Consider the following 16,717-nt stretch of genomic DNA (forward strand, 5'->3'; position numbering starts at 1 on the left):
TCTATTGTTATGCAATATTTTTAGTGATTATTTTTCAATATCTTATATTTTTGAAAATTAAATTTTAAAATTCTGATCGCTTATTCGAACTCATCATCGTGACTTATTGGTTTACTATTCTCACAATTAATAATCAATAACCTATTCATACACTCCCTTAGGCCGCGATGAAACTTGCATTATGTAGGGCTAGACCCAATAGTATGCATAACTTGAATGATCCATTGCTTCGACCTTTATGCCTGAATTACCAGAAGTAGAAACCACTAAAACCAGTTTATTGCCATTATTGAACGAAAAGGTTCTCAAAGTTGAGGTTTTTCAGTCGAGCCTGCGTTGGCCTATTCCTGACGACATTCAAAAACTCGTCGGACAAAAGCTGCTTCAGCTCAGCCGTCGATCAAAATATATTTTGGCTGAATTTGAACATGACTGCATGCTGTGGCATTTGGGCATGTCTGGCAGTTTTCGGATTTGTGAAGGTCATGAAGCATTACGAAAGCATGATCATCTGGTGATTCATTTTGAAGATATGCAATTGCGCTATCACGATCCACGCCGTTTTGGCTGTATTTTATGGTTAGATGCATCGTCTCAAAGCAAACTGATTGACACGCTTGGCCCTGAACCGCTGAGTGATGACTTTAATGCTGAATACTTATTCCAAAAATTTAAAAATAAGCAGACCAGTATCAAAGTATCGATCATGGACAATCATATTGTGGTTGGTGTCGGCAATATCTATGCAACGGAAAGCTTATTTAACTTAGGCATACACCCTGCGCAGCCTGCATCAAGTTTGAGTTTTGAACAAGTTGAAAAAATGGTCATCGAAATCAAACGTATTTTAAAACAGGCAATTGATTTAGGCGGTTCGACGTTACGTGATTACACCAATGCGATGGGCGAAAATGGTTATTTCCAACAAACTCTGCTCGCCTACGGACGTGCCGGTGAAATGTGCATCAACTGTGAAACCATCTTGCAAAATATCAAACTAGGGCAACGTGCATCGGTGTTTTGCCCAGAGTGTCAGCCTTTAAAAAAGGTTAAAATGCTGACTAAGAAAACCGTGAAAGGAAATAACGCATGAAGTCTGCGATTGTTCGCCACATATTAATCAAAGATAAAGAACTATGTGAGCAACTGAAAAAGAAAATCAAAGGCGGTGCGGACTTTGCCAAAATTGCAAAGCAGCATTCGACATGCCCTTCGGGTAAAAAAGGCGGTGAGCTTGGCGACATTAAAAAAGGCCAACTGGTTGGTCCAATTGATAAGGCGGTTTTTACTTTGCCCGAACGTGAACTACATGGCCCAATCAAAAGCCAGTTTGGCTGGCATTTACTGGAAATTAAATTCCGGATGGATTTTTAATCTCCTAAATCCCCCCTTTGAAAAGAAGGAATTCTCCTCCCTTTTTAAAATGGAGGTCGGAAGGGATTCAATAAAAAACGGCACTTCAAAGTGCCGTTTTAAATGCTAAAGGATTAACCTTTACGTTTTAATTCATCACGAATTTCACGAAGTAATTCGATATCTTCTGGAGTCGCCTCTGGAGCTGGCTCTTCAACTTTTTGACGGCGCAATTTGTTCATCAATTTCACTAACCAGAATACGACCCATGCCAAAAGCAAGAAGTTGATTAAGATAGTTAAGAAGTTACCGTAAGCCAAAACATTAAGGCCTGCATCCTGTGCTGCTTTTAGCGTGGTTAAATTGTTTGGGTTATCGCCCAATACTAAGAACCAATTTGAATAATCAACGTCACCACCAAGGATCCAAGAAATAAAAGGCATGATAATGTCTTTTACCATGGAATCGATGATTTTACCGAAAGCACCACCAATGATGACACCTACAGCCAAGTCCATCACGTTGCCTTTTACGGCAAATTCTCTAAATTCTTGAATAATACTCATGTGATCTCCAGAAATTTTTTCAGCTTTAATTTTGTGACGAAGTATACATTATATCTGTATAACTATTTCCACCTAATTTACTTGGTTTATATTAGATTCTAAATACCATGTATAAAAATTCACACAAAACATTTTTGATTTTGGTAATACATTCTATTAAAAAGGATTTATCAAAATTATGCATGTCGAATTAAATGAATAAAGTCATTCAATTTTTGCATTTTTATTCAAAACGCCCATGCATAAAAAAACCGCTAACCTAAGTCAGCGGTTTTTTTGAAACTGTAAAATTAAACGTTACGGTTACGTTTACGTTCGTTTTCAGTCAACCAGCGTTTACGGATACGGATTGACTTAGGCGTTACTTCAACTAATTCGTCGTCTTCAATAAATTCAAGCGCTTGTTCAAGCGTAAATTCAATGTGCGGAACAAGAGTCAACGCATCATCAGTACCAGAAGCACGTACGTTAGTTAGCTGTTTCGCTTTAGTTGGGTTAACAGTCATGTCGTCTGAACGTGAGTTAATACCAACGATCATACCTTCATAAACTTCTAACTGAGGTTTAGCGAATAGACGGCCACGGTCTTGTAAGCTGAATAGTGCATAGCCCAAGCAAGTACCTTGAACCATAGAAATCAACACACCATTTTGACGTTTCGCAACAGTACCTTGTTTCATAGGACCGTAGTGCGAGAAGCTAGAAGTCATGATACCTGTACCTGAAGTCATAGTTAAGAATTCAGAACGGAAACCAATCAAACCACGTGAAGGAACTGTTGCTTCAATACGGATACGGCCTTTACCGTCAACTTCCATATTGGTCATTTCACCTTTACGGTGACCCATTTGTTCCATTACAGCGCCTTGGTGCTGCTCTTCAACGTCAAACGTTACGTTTTCGTATGGCTCTTGTTTTTCACCATCAATTTCTTTAATGATTACTTGTGGACGTGATACGCCCATTTCAAAGCCTTCACGACGCATGTTTTCAATAAGAACTGAAAGGTGAAGCTCACCACGACCAGATACTTTGAAACGGTCAGGACTGTCAGTATCTTCAACACGTAATGCTACGTTGTGAATCAATTCGCGATCTAGACGTTCACGGATATTACGTGAAGTTACGAATTTACCTTCTTTACCAGCAAACGGTGAGTTGTTTACTTGGAAAGTCATCGATACTGTAGGTTCGTCTACAGAAAGTGCAGGTAAAGCTTCAACTGCTTTTGGATCACAGATTGTGTCAGAGATATGAAGTTCATCAATACCCGTTACACAAACGATGTCACCAGCAGAAGCTGATTCAACATCGATACGCTCTAATCCATGGTAACCCATGATTTTTAAGATACGACCGTTACGTGTTTTACCGTCTTTGTCGATTACAGTTACAGGAGTGTTTAATTTCACTGAACCACGTTGAATACGACCAACACCGATAACACCTACGAAGCTGTTATAGTCAAGTGAAGACACTTGCATTTGGAATGGACCGTCAACGTCAACCGCTGGTGGTTCAACGATGTCTACAATTGTTTCGAACAATGGAGTCATGTCTTCAGCAAGTTCTTCTGGAGATGGACCAGCCACACCACGAAGACCTGAAGCATATACAACTGGGAAGTCTAACTGTTCGTCAGAACCACCAAGGTTGTCGAACAAATCGAATACTTGGTCAATTACCCAGTCTGGACGAGCGTTTGGCTTGTCGACTTTGTTAATAATTACGATTGGTTTCAAACCACGTGCGAACGCTTTTTGCGTTACAAAACGAGTTTGTGGCATTGGGCCTTCTTGAGAGTCAACAAGAAGAAGTACGCAGTCAACCATTGACATTACACGTTCTACTTCACCACCGAAGTCGGCGTGTCCCGGGGTATCCACGATATTGATACGGTATTCAGTGTTAGTACGCTTGTCTAACCATTTGATTGCAGTGTTTTTTGCAAGAATGGTAATACCACGTTCACTTTCAATAGCGCCAGAATCCATTACACGTTCGATCTCGCCTGCGCGATCGCCAAGAGCACCTGATTGCTGTAAAAGTTTGTCTACAAGAGTAGTTTTACCATGGTCGACGTGCGCGATGATGGCAATGTTACGGAGAGTTTTAATATCTGACATGTGAATTCGATACGCCTAAAGTTTGAGGGCAAATTATACAGAAAAAATATAGATTTTAGTAGTGACAGTTTATTGACAATCGCATTTTTTTTGACGACTGGCACGCTTTTGGTTTTGTAAAGCTGTGTAAACAGATTAGAATAGCGCCACCTAGCCTTAATTTTCAGTGCCGCATGTCTGATTTAAACCAATCTCCCGAAGCAAAAGATCAACTCGATTTAGTCTATGGATTGAATGATCGACCAAAACCTTTTATTGCTTTCCTCGCTGCGTTTCAACATTTATTGGCCATTATTGTCCCAATTGTGACGCCGGGTCTGCTGATCTGTTTGGCACTTGGTGTGTCAAAAGAAGACACCAATATGATTCTTTCGATGTCATTGGTGATCTCTGGTATCGCAACCTTTTTACAATGTAAAAAAGTCGGTCCATTTGGTGCAGGTCTACTGATTGTACAAGGAACCAGCTTTAACTTTATTGGTCCTATTATCGGTATTGGTTCTGCAATGGTTGCGGCAGGTACACCTGTAGAAGCAGTGATGGCATCTATCTTTGGTGTGGTGATCGCGGGTTCATTCATTGAAATGGGCGTATCACGGATCTTACCGTGGGTGAAAAAACTGATCACTCCATTGGTAACAGGTATCGTGGTGTTATTGATTGGTCTGACTTTAATTAAAGAAGGCCTGATCAGCATGGGTGGTGGTTATCAAGCCATGGGCGATAAAACATTTGCCAATGCAGACAACCTCATCATGTCTTGTACCGTTTTGGCACTTATCATTTTACTGAACCGTGTACGTATTACATGGGTAAAGAGTTCTGCCATCCTGATTGCCTTAGTCGTGGGTTACATCCTTGCAGGCTTTATGGGTCATTTAAACTTTGATGGTTTAAAAGATGCGCCACTGGTTCAAATTCCAACACCGATGCACTTTGGCTTAAGCTTCTCTTGGAGCTTGTTCATTCCAATGGCATTTATCTACCTTGTGACATCCTTGGAAGCGATTGGTGATATTACCGCAACGTCTAAGCTTTCAAATCAAGCTGTAGATGGTCCTGAATGGATGAAGCGTATTAAAGGTGGTGTATTGGTGAATGGTGCAAACTCATTCCTTGCCGGTATCTTTAACACGTTCCCAAGTTCTGTATTTGCGCAAAACAACGGTGTCATTCAGTTAACAGGTGTTGCAAGCCGCTATGTGGGCATTTGGATTGCTGCCCTTTTGGTTATTTTAGGCTTACTTCCTGCTGTAGCAGGTGTCATTCAAGCGGTTCCACAAGCCGTGCTTGGTGGTGCTGTGATGGTAATGTTTGGTGCTGTAGCAGCCTCGGGTATCAATATCTTGTCAGGCATTCATTTAGACCGCCGCGCACTATTAATCATTGCGATTTCATTGGCATTGGGTCTAGGTGTTGCACAAGTACCACAAATCCTTGAACATCTTCCTGAATTGTTCCGTAATATCTTCAGTTCAGGCGTTGCCACTGGTGGTATCGCTGCCCTTATTTTGAATATTGTTCTTCCTGAAGTGAAGAAGTAAGTTCATTTGTCAAAGAACACTGCCTAGGTTCCGCCCTAGGCAGTGTTTTTTATGATGGAGAAATCTATGGATCTCACAAGTGAAGTCGTTATACGACAGATCGATTTATTACAAGATCGCGTGCTTTTCGTAAATGCACCGACAGATGACTTACTCAGTCAATTGAATGACAATATTAAGCCATCGATTTGGTGCTGGAATTTTAATGATTTTCAGTACTTTCAAAATCAACAGTCAAACGTCCATTTTGGTGTCGATTTTCCTGAAGGTCAGTTTGATCAAGCGGTTATTTTTGTTCCGAAATCAAAAGAACTGCTAAATTATTTATTACACAATGTCGCAAGTCATCTTGCTCAAGGTGCGTCTATTTTCCTCGTGGGTGAGAAAAAAGGCGGTGTTGAACGCGCTGCAAAACAATTACAGCCCTTTGGTAAAACCCTAAAAATTGATAGCGCGCGTCACTGCCAAATGTGGCAAACCCTATTGGAAAAAACTGTCACACTGAAGCCACTGCAAGATTGGGTGCAAAAATATCCAGTTGAAACCCCGAATGGTGAACTCACGATTTGCGCACTGCCGGGTGTCTTTAGCCAGAACCGTTTAGATGTGGGTACGGCTACCTTATTGCCTTATTTATCACAAATCACTTCGGGCAAAATTGCAGATTTTGGCTGTGGTGCGGGTGTTATCAGTGCTTATTTAGCCAAACTGAATCCTAAAAATCGTATCTTTGCCATGGATGTAGATGCCTTTGCACTAGCGTCTACACAAATGACATTTGAACAAAATTTGCTTGAACCTGAACAACTTGAGATTAAAGCGGTCACAGGAATCGAGGATGCTCCATTATTTTTACATGCCATAGTCAGCAATCCACCCTTCCATCAAGGGATTCAAACCGACTACAATGCCAGTGAAAATCTATGCAAAACTTCGCGCAGACATTTGAAGTCTGGGGGTGAGCTTTGGATTGTTGCCAACCGATTCCTCAATTATCCGACTTTAATTGAGCAGCATTATGGTCAATGTACAATCAAAGCCGACCAACAAGGATTTAAAGTCTTGTTTGCGAGCACGCAAAAAAATCTTAAGGAACAATGATGAGCGAAACTCAAAAACCAGCTCAGCTTCAGCGTAAGTTGGGTGCTCGCCATCTCAACATGATTGCAATTGGTGGATCAATTGGTACAGGTTTATTCCTTGCCTCAGGTGCAACCATTGCCAATGCAGGCCCGGGTGGCGCCCTGCTCGCATACTGCTTAATTGGTATCATGATTTACTTCTTGATGACCAGCTTAGGTGAGCTTGCAACACATAACCCAACTTCGGGTGCATTCTTTACCTACGGCACAAAGTATGTCGAGGGTGGTTTCGGCTTCGCTTTGGGTTGGAACTATTGGTATAACTGGGCAATTACCGTGGCATTTGAATTGGTTGCTGTCCAATTCATTATGAAATTCTGGTTTCCAGATATTCCGGGCTTTTACTGGAGTGCGATTTTCCTCGCAATCGTCTTTGCCATTAATGCACTGACCGTAAAAGGCTTTGGTGAATCAGAATTCTTCTTCTCGCTTGTTAAAGTGCTCGCAATTGTTGCCTTTATCATTATCGGTCTGTTTATGATTGGCAAAATCATGCTGACACCGGGCGTAGAAACATTTGCCAACTGGACCAAGGGTGAAGCCCCATTTGTCGGCGGTTTATCTGCCTTGATTGGTGTGGCCATGATTGCCGGTTTCTCTTTCCAAGGGACTGAAATGGTTGGTGTGGCTGCAGGTGAATCGAAAGATCCTGAAAAGACCATTCCTATTGCCATCAAGCAAATTTTCTGGCGGATCTTGTTGTTTTATATCGTGTGTATCTTCATTATCGGCACTCTCATTGCCTATGATGACCCACGTTTATTACAAGCAGCATCTACTGAAAATATTGCACTTTCACCATTTACCTTACTGTATGAAAAAGCAGGTTTTGCATTTGCTGCATCGGTGATGAATGCGGTGATCTTGACTGCGATTTTATCAGCGGGTAACTCTGGTATGTACTCCTCTACTCGTATGCTGTTTGATATGGCACGTAAAGGCAGTGCGCCGAAAGTCTTTGGTCGCTTAGATGCACGTGGCGTACCAATGAATGCACTTTATGCAACGACGGCGATTGCGGCACTGTGCTTCTTAACCACTTTTATCGGTGAACAAGCGGTCTTTAACTGGTTACTGAACATGTCAGGTATGTGTGGCTTTATTGTGTGGCTCGGTATTGCAGTTTCACATTATCGCTTCCGTAAAGGCTACTTGGCTCAAGGCAATAAATTAGAAGATCTTGCTTACCGTGCAAAATTCTTCCCATTTGCACCGTGGTTTGCCTTTGTTTTGTGTGCCATCGTAGTCCTTGGTCAGAACTATCAAGCCGTTTTAGATGGTGAATGGTTGGCCGTTGTTTCTACCTATATTGGTATTTTCTTATTCCTTGCCATTTGGTTCGGTTATAAGTGGAAACACAAAACTAAGTTGGTTTCATATCAAGAAATGGATGTAAAACCAATGAAAGTTGATCAAGAATAATGTGATCACTGAATAAAAATAAGCAGCTTCAGGGCTGCTTTTTTATGGCTAAAATTGTATCTCAATACATTCACGCTTTAACAAAATGCTTAGTGTCTATTTAAAGTACGCTGTCTCACCTATAACCGCCAATTTATCTACTCATTCGATCATTTTTAAGCGCTCAAATAAAAACGCCCAATGCAATGCATCAGGCGTTTGTTCAAAAGTAACTACGTTTTCAGGTTTGATTTTCAATACTTAAGAAGCATTATGCTGTTGTACAAAGGCAATAAACTCGTCTTCGCTCATCACAGGTACACCCAGCTTTTCAGCCTTTTCTAATTTAGAACCTGCCTTTTCACCTGCAACTACACATTTGGTTTTACCCGAAACACTACCACTGACACGTGCGCCTAAGGCTTGAAGCATTTGCGTCGCTTCATCACGACCCATGGTACTCAATGTCCCTGTAATCACCCAACTCTCGCCATTCAGCGGCTGACGACTTGGCGCAACGGGTGCATCCCAATGAATCCCAGCTGCCAACAAACGATCAACCACTTCGAGGTTATGCGGCGCTTGGAAAAAATCGACAATCCATTCAGCGGTAATATCACCAACGTCTGGCGTTTTTTTCAAGGATTCGAGATCTGCATGGCGAATCGCATCAAAGGTTTGGAAGGTATTGGCGAGCATGCGTGCCGTGGTTTCACCCACGCCTCGAATGCCGAGTGCATAAATAAATGCACCTAGTGTCGTTTTCTTACTATTTTCAATGGAATCGATAAGGTTTTGAACCGACTTCTCACCCATTTTTTCAATAGTCAGTAATTTTTCACGATGCTCAGGCAAGCTATAAATATCAGCAACATCTTTAAGCAGATCCAAATGTAAAAGAGATTCCGCCCAACGGTCGCCTAAGCCCTCAATGTCCATAGCTTTACGCGATACAAAGTGACGAATCGCCTCAATACGCTGTGCAGCACAGTACAAACCACCTGAACAACGTGCCAAGGCTTCACCTTCGGGCATCACCACAGGTGAAGAACAGACAGGACAACATTCGGGCAATTGAACTTCAACTGTTTCTACAGGTCGAAATTCAGGCCAAACTTTTTCCACTTTGGGAATCACATCACCACTACGGTAAACACTCACGGTATCGCCTACACGGACATCTAGGCGGTGAATTTCACCAATATTATGAAGAGTGACATTGGAAACCGTTACCCCTCCGACTGCCACAGGGTTTAAACGTGCGACTGGGGTCAAAGTGCCTGTACGCCCCACTTGCCAATCAATATTTTCAACTGTCGTGAGCGCTGCGACTGCAGGGAATTTATATGCCGTTGCCCAGCGTGGCTCACGGCTTAAAAAACCTAAAGTTTGCTGCTGTTTCAAACTATTCACTTTAATCACCATGCCATCAATTTCAACACTCAGGCTTGGTCGATCAATGATCATTTGCTCATACGCAGCTTGTACGTCCTGAATGCTGTCACATATAAAGTGACGTTCACCGACAGCAAAACCAAACTGTGTCAGCCACTCAAGACTTGCAGACATGGTGGTTTGACCATGATGTGGTTCGCACTGTGCAATGCCATAAGCATAAAAAGCCAAGGGACGTGAAGCCGCAATTGCAGGGTCGAGTTGACGTAAGCTTCCTGCTGCTGCATTTCGTGGATTGGCAAAGGTTTTTTCACCTTTGGCTTCGTTTTCAGCATTAAGCTTTTCAAAGCCTGATTTTGGCATCAGAACTTCACCACGGACTTCAAGCAGACTTGGAATTTCAGTCTGTGTAGAGGTCAGTACTTTAGGTAAATTACGAATGGTTTTTACATTTTGGGTAATGTCTTCCCCAGTTTCACCATCACCCCGTGTCACACCACGGACTAAAATGCCATTTTCATACCAGAGAGAAATGGCCAGTCCATCAAATTTTAATTCGACATCATATTCAATTTTTTGATTCGGCAAGCGCTCTTCTACGCGGCGTGCAAAGGCAAATAAATCTTCTGCATTAAACACATTACCCAATGACAACATGGGTACTGCATGGGTTACAGATTCAAACTTAGACAAGGCCTTTCCACCCACTTTTGTAGTTGGTGTATCAGGTTGTACTAAATCAGGGTATTGCTCTTCTAAAGCTTTTAATTGGTGAAAAAGTTGATCATATTCACTGTCCTCAATTTCTGGCGTGTCCATGACATAGTAGGCATGGTTATGCTTCGCCAAGAGTTGAATCAGTTGTCGCATCTGTGCAACGACAGTGGATTGTTGTGTCATACATTCACCATAAAAAAGGGCGGTTCATGCTCCGCCCTCAAATTTCATTATCTGTTGCTATTATAGAAACCCACTCGGTGAGTTTCAATCAAAGACGCTTAGACTTCGATGGCTTGACCTTGACGATAATCAATCGCTTGATGACGCCAATGTTCACGCATCTGCGGTGTGAATTCTTGGTTATTTTGATCATACACAGTACCGTCAATTTCACGGGCAATTAGACGTGAAATGCTATCCATGGTATCAAAGGCATTTTGTACATCGCTGTGTGGCAGCGCTAAGAAGAAAGCCAAACCTTTTACTTCTTCAGTCGATAAAGTTTCAAGATCAAAACCTTGCGCAGCGCCATCATTATTCATTTGCAATACAGAGAATAATAACTTTGTACCTTCTTCATCATAGCGATGGAAACAGGCCATTTCGCCAAAACGCAGGCCGTATTTGAGTAACACTTTTAATGCTTTTTCACCTGACAATGCACGGCTATCCGGGAACACATTTAAGGCGATATAAGTTTCCGCAGTTGCTAAAGCACTTTCTTCATCAACAATTTTTTGTTCATGTAAATGCGCATCCAAAATACTGCTTTCTTCATCAAAATCGCTGATTTCAGCTTTTTCAATTGCGCTATTTACACTAAACTCTGGCGCTTTTTCCGCAGGAACAGCGTCAGCCTGAACGTGTGTCGCAGCAGTCGCTGCGTCATTGGCATCGGCGGCTACAGATGCAACAGTTGTAGATTCAGTTGCTTCTGTAGACAATGTACTGTCTTCTGTTGCAGTTTGAGCGTTTTCAACTGAAACGGGATCCGTCGTTGTCGTCTCAGTCTTTGCCGTAGCCTCAACGCTCTGCTCCGCTTGTTCCGTTGCCGTTGCTTCTGGCGTTACATTTGCTTGAACAGCTTCAGTCGTTTCAACCGCTGTGACTTTTTCCTCAGCCAAAGTCGGCTCTACACGTTGCGTGGTTTCAGGTGTATTTAACTGATTGCGTACATGGCGCGGAATAACAGGTTGCTGACTATCAGGATCAATATGTAATTCGGTGTCAAGTGATGGCGCTGCATCTGCAGGTTTACGAAACATCATTCGAATGCCCACAACCATGATAATTACAGCGATTACAATCCCAGCTATAGTGGTGATTTCCATGTTATGCCTCCGCAGCTAAACCGTATTCTTTGGCTTGCTCTATATTCACAGTCACTAATTTTGAAGTTCCTGGTTCTGGCATGGTCACACCAAGTAAGTCAGTTGCCATTGTCATAGCCAGTTTATTGTGTGTAATGTAGATAAATTGCACTTGTTCTGAAAGCTCTTTTACAAGATTACAAAATCTTCCTACATTTGCATCGTCTAAAGGTGCATCGACTTCGTCTAAAACGCAAAATGGTGCAGGATTTAGGCGGAAAATCGCAAAAACCAAAGCCAATGCGGTCAGTGCCTTTTCACCACCTGACAATAATGCCAAAGAGCTGTTTCGTTTACCCGGTGGTCGTGCCATCAGTTTTACACCCGATTGCCAACCATCTTCAAGGCTTAAACTTGCTTCACCACCATTAAATACTTTCGGAAACAACTCTTGAAGCTCTGCATTGACCTTATCAAAGGTGGTCATAAACAGCTTTCGCGTTTCCTGATCAATGCTTTTCATCGCGGCTTGCAGTTGTTCAACGGTCTTTTGCAAGTCATCAATTTGGTGGCTTAAATCATCAAAGCGTTTAGAAACTTCAATATATTCTTCTGCCGCAGCCAAGTTGACTGCACCCAATTTATCAAACTGCTGCTGTGCTTTTTCTAGTTTTTGCTGATGGGATACCACATCAATGCTTAAACCTGTCAGCATTTCGCTGTTCATTTCTTTCAGCTGTTCAGAATAATGCTGCAAATCAGACTGCGCGGATTGCCAAGCCAAACGCTTTTCTTCCAATTGCGTACGCAATTTTTCATCTTGCTGTTGATGTGAATGGCGTTGTTCCGTCAATGTCTGTTGTTTGCTCTGAACATTATTGAGTTCAAGCTGCCAGTCATTCCAGGTTTTTTGTAAACGTTCAGTGACTTGAGCCTGTTCAGAATACTGTGACTCAAGCGCAGGCAATTCTAACTGTACTGGATCGACAAATTTCTTCGCCTGTTCCATCTGTCCAATAATTTGCTGAGTTTGCGCTTTCAAAAAGACCGTGTCTTTTTCTAATAATTCAATCTGTTGTTTCGTCTGTACAGACTGACGACGCACGATTTCCAATTCTTGCTGACTGTGTAATGCCACTTGCTGAGCACTTTCCAGCGCTAGACTCAATTCTTCAACTTGGAATTGCAAGGTTTTATAATTGGGCAAAGCTTGCTCAAGCTTCATTGTCAGCGCATGCAGATCTATTTCCAAATCGTCTTTTTGCATGGCATCTTCTTCAAGCTGTGCTTCAAGTTGCTGCAATTGATCTTCTAACTGCTGCTTTTGTAATGCAAATGCCTGATTGGAACTTTGTACCTTCGCAATGGCAACATCAGCATTTTGAATGTCTTTTTGCCAAGTTTTTAATTGGCTGTGTTGCTGTTGCAGGTTTTGCTGTAAAGCCTGTATAGCATTTTGCAACTCAGGCAATTGGCCTTCTAGTTGTGTCAGTTTAGACTGCTGCTCTGCAAGTAATTCAGTCAATTCATCTAAGCGAATACGATGGCTCAATGCACCTTGGCCTGCTTGGCTGTCCTCGTCATAGTCCAAACCAATCACCCAATCTGCACCGACATGATAACCATCGAGCGTGAGTATTGACTGACCTGCGGCCAGTTTAGCCTGATGGCTCAATGCCATCGGCAATGTTTCGGCAATTGCGACCTGCTGCCAGATCGAAAGTTGTGGGGCTTCAATCCACCTCGCCAAAGCGTCTAATCCAACGACTTGTACTGCTGTGTGGTGATTGCCTTTGACCTGACGTGCAAGACTGTCTTGAAAATTATCACTGTGTCCTAAGACTTGGGCACTCAGCCATTTAGACAAAAATTTCTCGACCAGTTGTGCATGCTGTTTACCTTGTGTGCTCAACTGCAGCTGCTGCATTAAATGTTGACGCTGACTTTGCTGCTTTGGACTAGCTTTAATCATCAATTGATTTAGGTTTTTCTGCTCTGACAACAGCACCTGTATTTCTGACTTTAGCTGCAACACCGTATTTTTGTGCTGTGCCTGCTGTTCTTGTGCAGCTGCAAGCAGTGTTTGCGTTTCGGCAATCACCAGCTCTTGTTGCATAATTTGTTGTTCGAGCTGTTGCTTATCTTGCTGATACTGCTCCAACTCATCTTGCTGCGCCTGATGCTGAATTTGACCTCGTTGCTGTTGCAAAGTCTCACGTTGTTGCTCAATACGACCAATATTTTTGGTCAATTGTTCACTCTGCGCCAGCATCTGTAGCTTTTGCTGTTGCTGCTTTTCAACTTGCCCACGGCATTGTTCAAATTGTTGAACCGCTTGTTGATGCTGAGCTTTCAAATCGGCTAACTGCTGGGTCTGTTCCTGACTACTGCTTTCTTGACGCTGTAATTGTTCAACAAATCCATCTTGTTGTTCTTGCAGCGTTTCCAGTTGTAACTCTAATAGCTGTAAACGTTCTTTGGTTTGGGCTTTTTGCTTTTCAAGCTCCACCAAACTTGCCGAATTTTGTGCAAATAAACCCTGCTTTTGCTCCAGCGTCATTTTCAACTCAGACAGTTTCTTTTCCGCCTGTTGCCATTCACTTTGTAATGGGGTGGACTGTTGAATAAGCCGTTGAAATAAAGCACTGGTGGAAGATAAGTCATGCTCTAGAGTATTCAGCTCAGAACGCACCAGTTTGAAGGTTTCCCCGAGCTCATTCATCTGAAGCGTGTATTCTTGCTGTAAACGCGTGCTTTGTTCACATTGGAAAGACAGCACTTCGATCTTAATAGTACGAATTTGGGTTTCTAATTCTTTATATTGCACCGCCGTTTCAGACTGACGCTTTAAGGTTTTCAACTGAGACTTCAGTTCTGATGCAATGTCTTCGAGACGTTCTAAATTTTGAGTGGTGTGTTCTAGATGCTGTAAAGTTTCACGACGACGAGCTTGATAGCGAGAAACCCCAGCGGCTTCTTCAATATACACACGCATTTCTTCAGGTTTGGCATCGACCAAACGGTTGATCATGCCCTGTTCAATAATCGCATACGAACGCGGACCTAAACCGGTACCTAAGAAAATATCAGTAATATCACGACGGCGGCATTTGGTGCCGTTGAGGAAATATTCGGATTTACCATCACGATTGACCTGACGGCGAACTGCCAGTTCAGTATAGGCATTATAAGCACCACCTAACTTGCCATAGGTGTTATCAAAACGCAGTTCAACACTCGCCATTCCGACTGGTTTACGCTTTGCCGTTCCGGTAAAAATAACATCTTGCATGGTGCCACCACGCAATTGACGGGCACTGGATTCACCCATAACCCAACGAATGGCATCAATCACATTGGATTTACCACAGCCGTTCGGTCCAACAACCGCACTACGGTTGCCTTCAAATTTTAGAGTTGTGCTATCGGCAAAAGATTTGAAGCCGGAAAGTTTTAAACTGCTTAAACGCATAATGTCCTGATCAGCGGCGTGAACGTCTCGCCCACGCTAATTCGATTTGTTTCATCCGTGTTAGTGATTCCAACACAAGGTTGCGTAAGTGTCGACAAAAATCTTCCATAAATAAAGTGGCTTGATGTGATTTTCTGATTAAAACTGCATCAGTCACTAATTTAAACAAATCAAAAGATTCTTGTATTTCACGTCGTGAAATATTCAGTGTCAGGAAATAACTACGTCTGAGTGATGGCAACAATTCTTGGTAATAACGCATCAGGTAGGTATTTCCCACCATTTCATGCTGACGAGCCATGCCCTGAAAAATCAGATCATAAAACTTTTCGGTATTGCCTTGGCGAGTTTCTACGTCTAATTGTTCAAGTAATAACTGAATACGCTCAGCTTCATGGCTACGCCACGTTTCCGCCATACGATGCACAATTTGACCCAACAATAATGCTGCAATATCAAATAATGAGCGCACTTGTAAAGCCGACATTTCAGAGACTAAGGCGCCACGTCGCGGGTAGATTTCAATGAGTTGGGTCCGTTCTAAAATCAATAAAGCTTCACGAACAGAGCCACGGCTCACATCCAATTCGGCCGCGATTCTGAGTTCCTGAATACGCTCGCCTTCGACCAACTCACCGCGAATGATTTGTTCACCGATGTGTTTGGCAATTTGTTCTGACAAACTGTCCGCTTCTTGTTGTTGCATACTGTTCCTATCTTTTTTTTATAAGATGCAATGTTCAGATTTACACTCAATCTATTTGCATTAGAAACGATAAGCAACCTAATTGAACATGACATTGTCTGACAATCTTGTGTCAACAAAGCCAATTTTGTCAGTCAAAACGGACAATCAAGCGCCAAAGGCTTGCACACCTTGGTAAATAAAATAGCAACCAACTGTTGTTAATAAACATGCAAAACAACGCTTTAGCATAAATGGCGACAACATATGAGCCACTTTCGCACCCAATTTCGCAGTGATGAAGCTCATTACACTAATCCCGATAAATGCATAAATATGGATATAACCAATGGTATTGGGAACCACGATATCGGCTTGATGACCAAACCACATAAAGCCGAGTGCCCCAGCAATCGCAATTGGTAAACCACATGCAGCAGAGGTTGCGACCGCTTTTTGCATAATGACGCCATTTTTATTCAAATACGGGACGGTTAAGCTGCCACCACCAATACCGAAGATCGCAGAGGCAATCCCAATGCCACCGCCTGCTGCCATTTGCATGGCTTGTGAGGGTAAATGTTTATTCGGATCGACAGGTGTTGCTGCACCTCGAAACATTTTAAAGGCTACCCAGACCGCAAAAAAGCCGATTAACAGTTGCAAACCCTGCCCTGAGAGATAATCTGCAATGCCTGCACCGAGAAATGAACCGATCACCAAACCTGGTGCCAAATTCCGAAAGACATTCCACAGCACGGCACCTTTTTTATGATGCGCCGAAACCGAGCTGAGTGAAGTCACAATAATCGTGGCCAAAGAGGTGCCCACCGCCATGTGCATAATCACACTGGGGTCATACTGAAGTTGGGTGAAAACGATGAATAAAATCGGCACAATAATCAGGCCACCGCCCACACCAAATAGCCCCGCAGCAAAACCAGCGATTGCACCAATCAGTAAATATATGATTAACTCCATCAATATTATTCCACAACTCTCA

General features: G+C 42.6%; 12 protein-coding genes. 5 read left to right on the plus strand and 7 right to left on the minus strand.

Features of this window, described 5'->3' with window-relative positions; all coding sequences use genetic code 11:
- Positions 1–238 precede the first annotated feature (238 nt).
- Together mutM and FTU36_RS05885 are read left to right on the plus strand one after the other, a co-directional pair.
- Positions 239–1,093, plus strand: a complete 855-nt coding sequence (gene mutM / locus FTU36_RS05880; protein ID WP_180117064.1) for a bifunctional DNA-formamidopyrimidine glycosylase/DNA-(apurinic or apyrimidinic site) lyase — start codon at positions 239–241, stop codon at positions 1,091–1,093.
- Entirely contained in the window at positions 1,090–1,374 is a 285-nt protein-coding gene (locus FTU36_RS05885) for a peptidylprolyl isomerase (protein ID WP_180117066.1), read from the plus strand. Before mutM ends, FTU36_RS05885 begins: the two co-directional genes overlap by 4 nt.
- A 113-nt stretch (positions 1,375–1,487) precedes the next feature.
- Here the strand turns inward: FTU36_RS05885 and mscL are convergent, their stop codons facing one another.
- Together mscL and typA are read right to left on the minus strand one after the other, a co-directional pair.
- Positions 1,488–1,919: a large conductance mechanosensitive channel protein MscL gene (gene mscL, locus FTU36_RS05890; RefSeq protein ID WP_078192339.1), complete on the minus strand. Its 432-nt coding sequence runs from the start codon at positions 1,917–1,919 to the stop codon at positions 1,488–1,490.
- Between the two features lie 290 nt (positions 1,920–2,209).
- The gene (gene typA / locus FTU36_RS05895) at positions 2,210–4,045 is read right to left on the minus strand and encodes a translational GTPase TypA (RefSeq protein WP_078192340.1); all 1,836 of its coding nucleotides are present in this window, start codon (positions 4,043–4,045) and stop codon (positions 2,210–2,212) included.
- A gap of 173 nt (positions 4,046–4,218) precedes the next feature.
- Between typA and FTU36_RS05900 the strand changes: the two genes are divergently transcribed.
- The 3 genes from FTU36_RS05900 to FTU36_RS05910 all read left to right on the plus strand — a co-directional run bounded on the left by FTU36_RS05900 (position 4,219) and on the right by FTU36_RS05910 (position 8,153).
- A complete protein-coding gene (locus tag FTU36_RS05900; protein ID WP_078191151.1) occupies positions 4,219–5,589 on the plus strand; it encodes a uracil-xanthine permease family protein in 1,371 nt (456 codons plus the stop codon).
- A gap of 66 nt (positions 5,590–5,655) precedes the next feature.
- Positions 5,656–6,690, plus strand: coding sequence for a methyltransferase (locus tag FTU36_RS05905; protein ID WP_180117068.1), 1,035 nt, complete (start codon positions 5,656–5,658; stop codon positions 6,688–6,690).
- Positions 6,690–8,153 carry an amino acid permease gene (locus FTU36_RS05910; RefSeq protein ID WP_180042200.1) on the plus strand — a complete coding sequence of 488 codons (1,464 nt, stop codon included), beginning with the start codon at positions 6,690–6,692 and terminating at the stop codon, positions 8,151–8,153. The genes FTU36_RS05905 and FTU36_RS05910 overlap by 1 nt, the downstream gene beginning before the upstream one ends.
- A 240-nt stretch (positions 8,154–8,393) precedes the next feature.
- Here the strand turns inward: FTU36_RS05910 and ligA are convergent, their stop codons facing one another.
- The 5 genes from ligA to FTU36_RS05935 form a co-directional block, all read right to left on the minus strand.
- Positions 8,394–10,427: an NAD-dependent DNA ligase LigA gene (gene ligA, locus FTU36_RS05915; RefSeq protein ID WP_180117070.1), complete on the minus strand. Its 2,034-nt coding sequence runs from the start codon at positions 10,425–10,427 to the stop codon at positions 8,394–8,396.
- Between the two features lie 98 nt (positions 10,428–10,525).
- On the minus strand, positions 10,526–11,578 hold the full coding sequence (locus tag FTU36_RS05920; protein ID WP_180040879.1) for a cell division protein ZipA C-terminal FtsZ-binding domain-containing protein: 1,053 nt from the start codon (positions 11,576–11,578) through the stop codon (positions 10,526–10,528).
- Position 11,579: 1 nt separating this feature from the next.
- Positions 11,580–15,029, minus strand: coding sequence for a chromosome segregation protein SMC (smc, locus tag FTU36_RS05925; protein WP_180117072.1), 3,450 nt, complete (start codon positions 15,027–15,029; stop codon positions 11,580–11,582).
- 10 nt (positions 15,030–15,039) lie between these two features.
- Positions 15,040–15,735, minus strand: a complete 696-nt coding sequence (locus FTU36_RS05930; protein ID WP_180021411.1) for a GntR family transcriptional regulator — start codon at positions 15,733–15,735, stop codon at positions 15,040–15,042.
- Positions 15,736–15,882: 147 nt separating this feature from the next.
- Complete coding sequence (locus FTU36_RS05935; protein ID WP_180008514.1) at positions 15,883–16,695, minus strand: sulfite exporter TauE/SafE family protein; 813 nt, start codon at positions 16,693–16,695, stop codon at positions 15,883–15,885.
- Positions 16,696–16,717 lie beyond the last annotated feature (22 nt).

This window comes from Acinetobacter sp. YH12096, from assembly GCF_013419215.1.
GTDB classification, from domain to species: domain Bacteria; phylum Pseudomonadota; class Gammaproteobacteria; order Pseudomonadales; family Moraxellaceae; genus Acinetobacter; species Acinetobacter amyesii.

Excerpts from the sequence above, each read along its gene's own strand:
- FTU36_RS05905 (WP_180117068.1), top strand. The coding sequence starts at position 5,656 with ATGGATCTCACAAGTGAAGTCGTTATACGACAGATCGATTTATTACAA.
- FTU36_RS05900 (WP_078191151.1), top strand. The coding sequence starts at position 4,219 with ATGTCTGATTTAAACCAATCTCCCGAAGCAAAAGATCAACTCGATTTA.
- mutM (WP_180117064.1), top strand. The coding sequence starts at position 239 with ATGCCTGAATTACCAGAAGTAGAAACCACTAAAACCAGTTTATTGCCA.
- ligA (WP_180117070.1), bottom strand. The coding sequence starts at position 10,427 with ATGACACAACAATCCACTGTCGTTGCACAGATGCGACAACTGATTCAA.
- typA (WP_078192340.1), bottom strand. The coding sequence starts at position 4,045 with ATGTCAGATATTAAAACTCTCCGTAACATTGCCATCATCGCGCACGTC.
- FTU36_RS05920 (WP_180040879.1), bottom strand. The coding sequence starts at position 11,578 with ATGGAAATCACCACTATAGCTGGGATTGTAATCGCTGTAATTATCATG.
- mscL (WP_078192339.1), bottom strand. The coding sequence starts at position 1,919 with ATGAGTATTATTCAAGAATTTAGAGAATTTGCCGTAAAAGGCAACGTG.
- FTU36_RS05930 (WP_180021411.1), bottom strand. The coding sequence starts at position 15,735 with ATGCAACAACAAGAAGCGGACAGTTTGTCAGAACAAATTGCCAAACAC.
- FTU36_RS05935 (WP_180008514.1), bottom strand. The coding sequence starts at position 16,695 with ATGGAGTTAATCATATATTTACTGATTGGTGCAATCGCTGGTTTTGCT.
- FTU36_RS05910 (WP_180042200.1), top strand. The coding sequence starts at position 6,690 with ATGAGCGAAACTCAAAAACCAGCTCAGCTTCAGCGTAAGTTGGGTGCT.
- smc (WP_180117072.1), bottom strand. The coding sequence starts at position 15,029 with ATGCGTTTAAGCAGTTTAAAACTTTCCGGCTTCAAATCTTTTGCCGAT.
- FTU36_RS05885 (WP_180117066.1), top strand. The coding sequence starts at position 1,090 with ATGAAGTCTGCGATTGTTCGCCACATATTAATCAAAGATAAAGAACTA.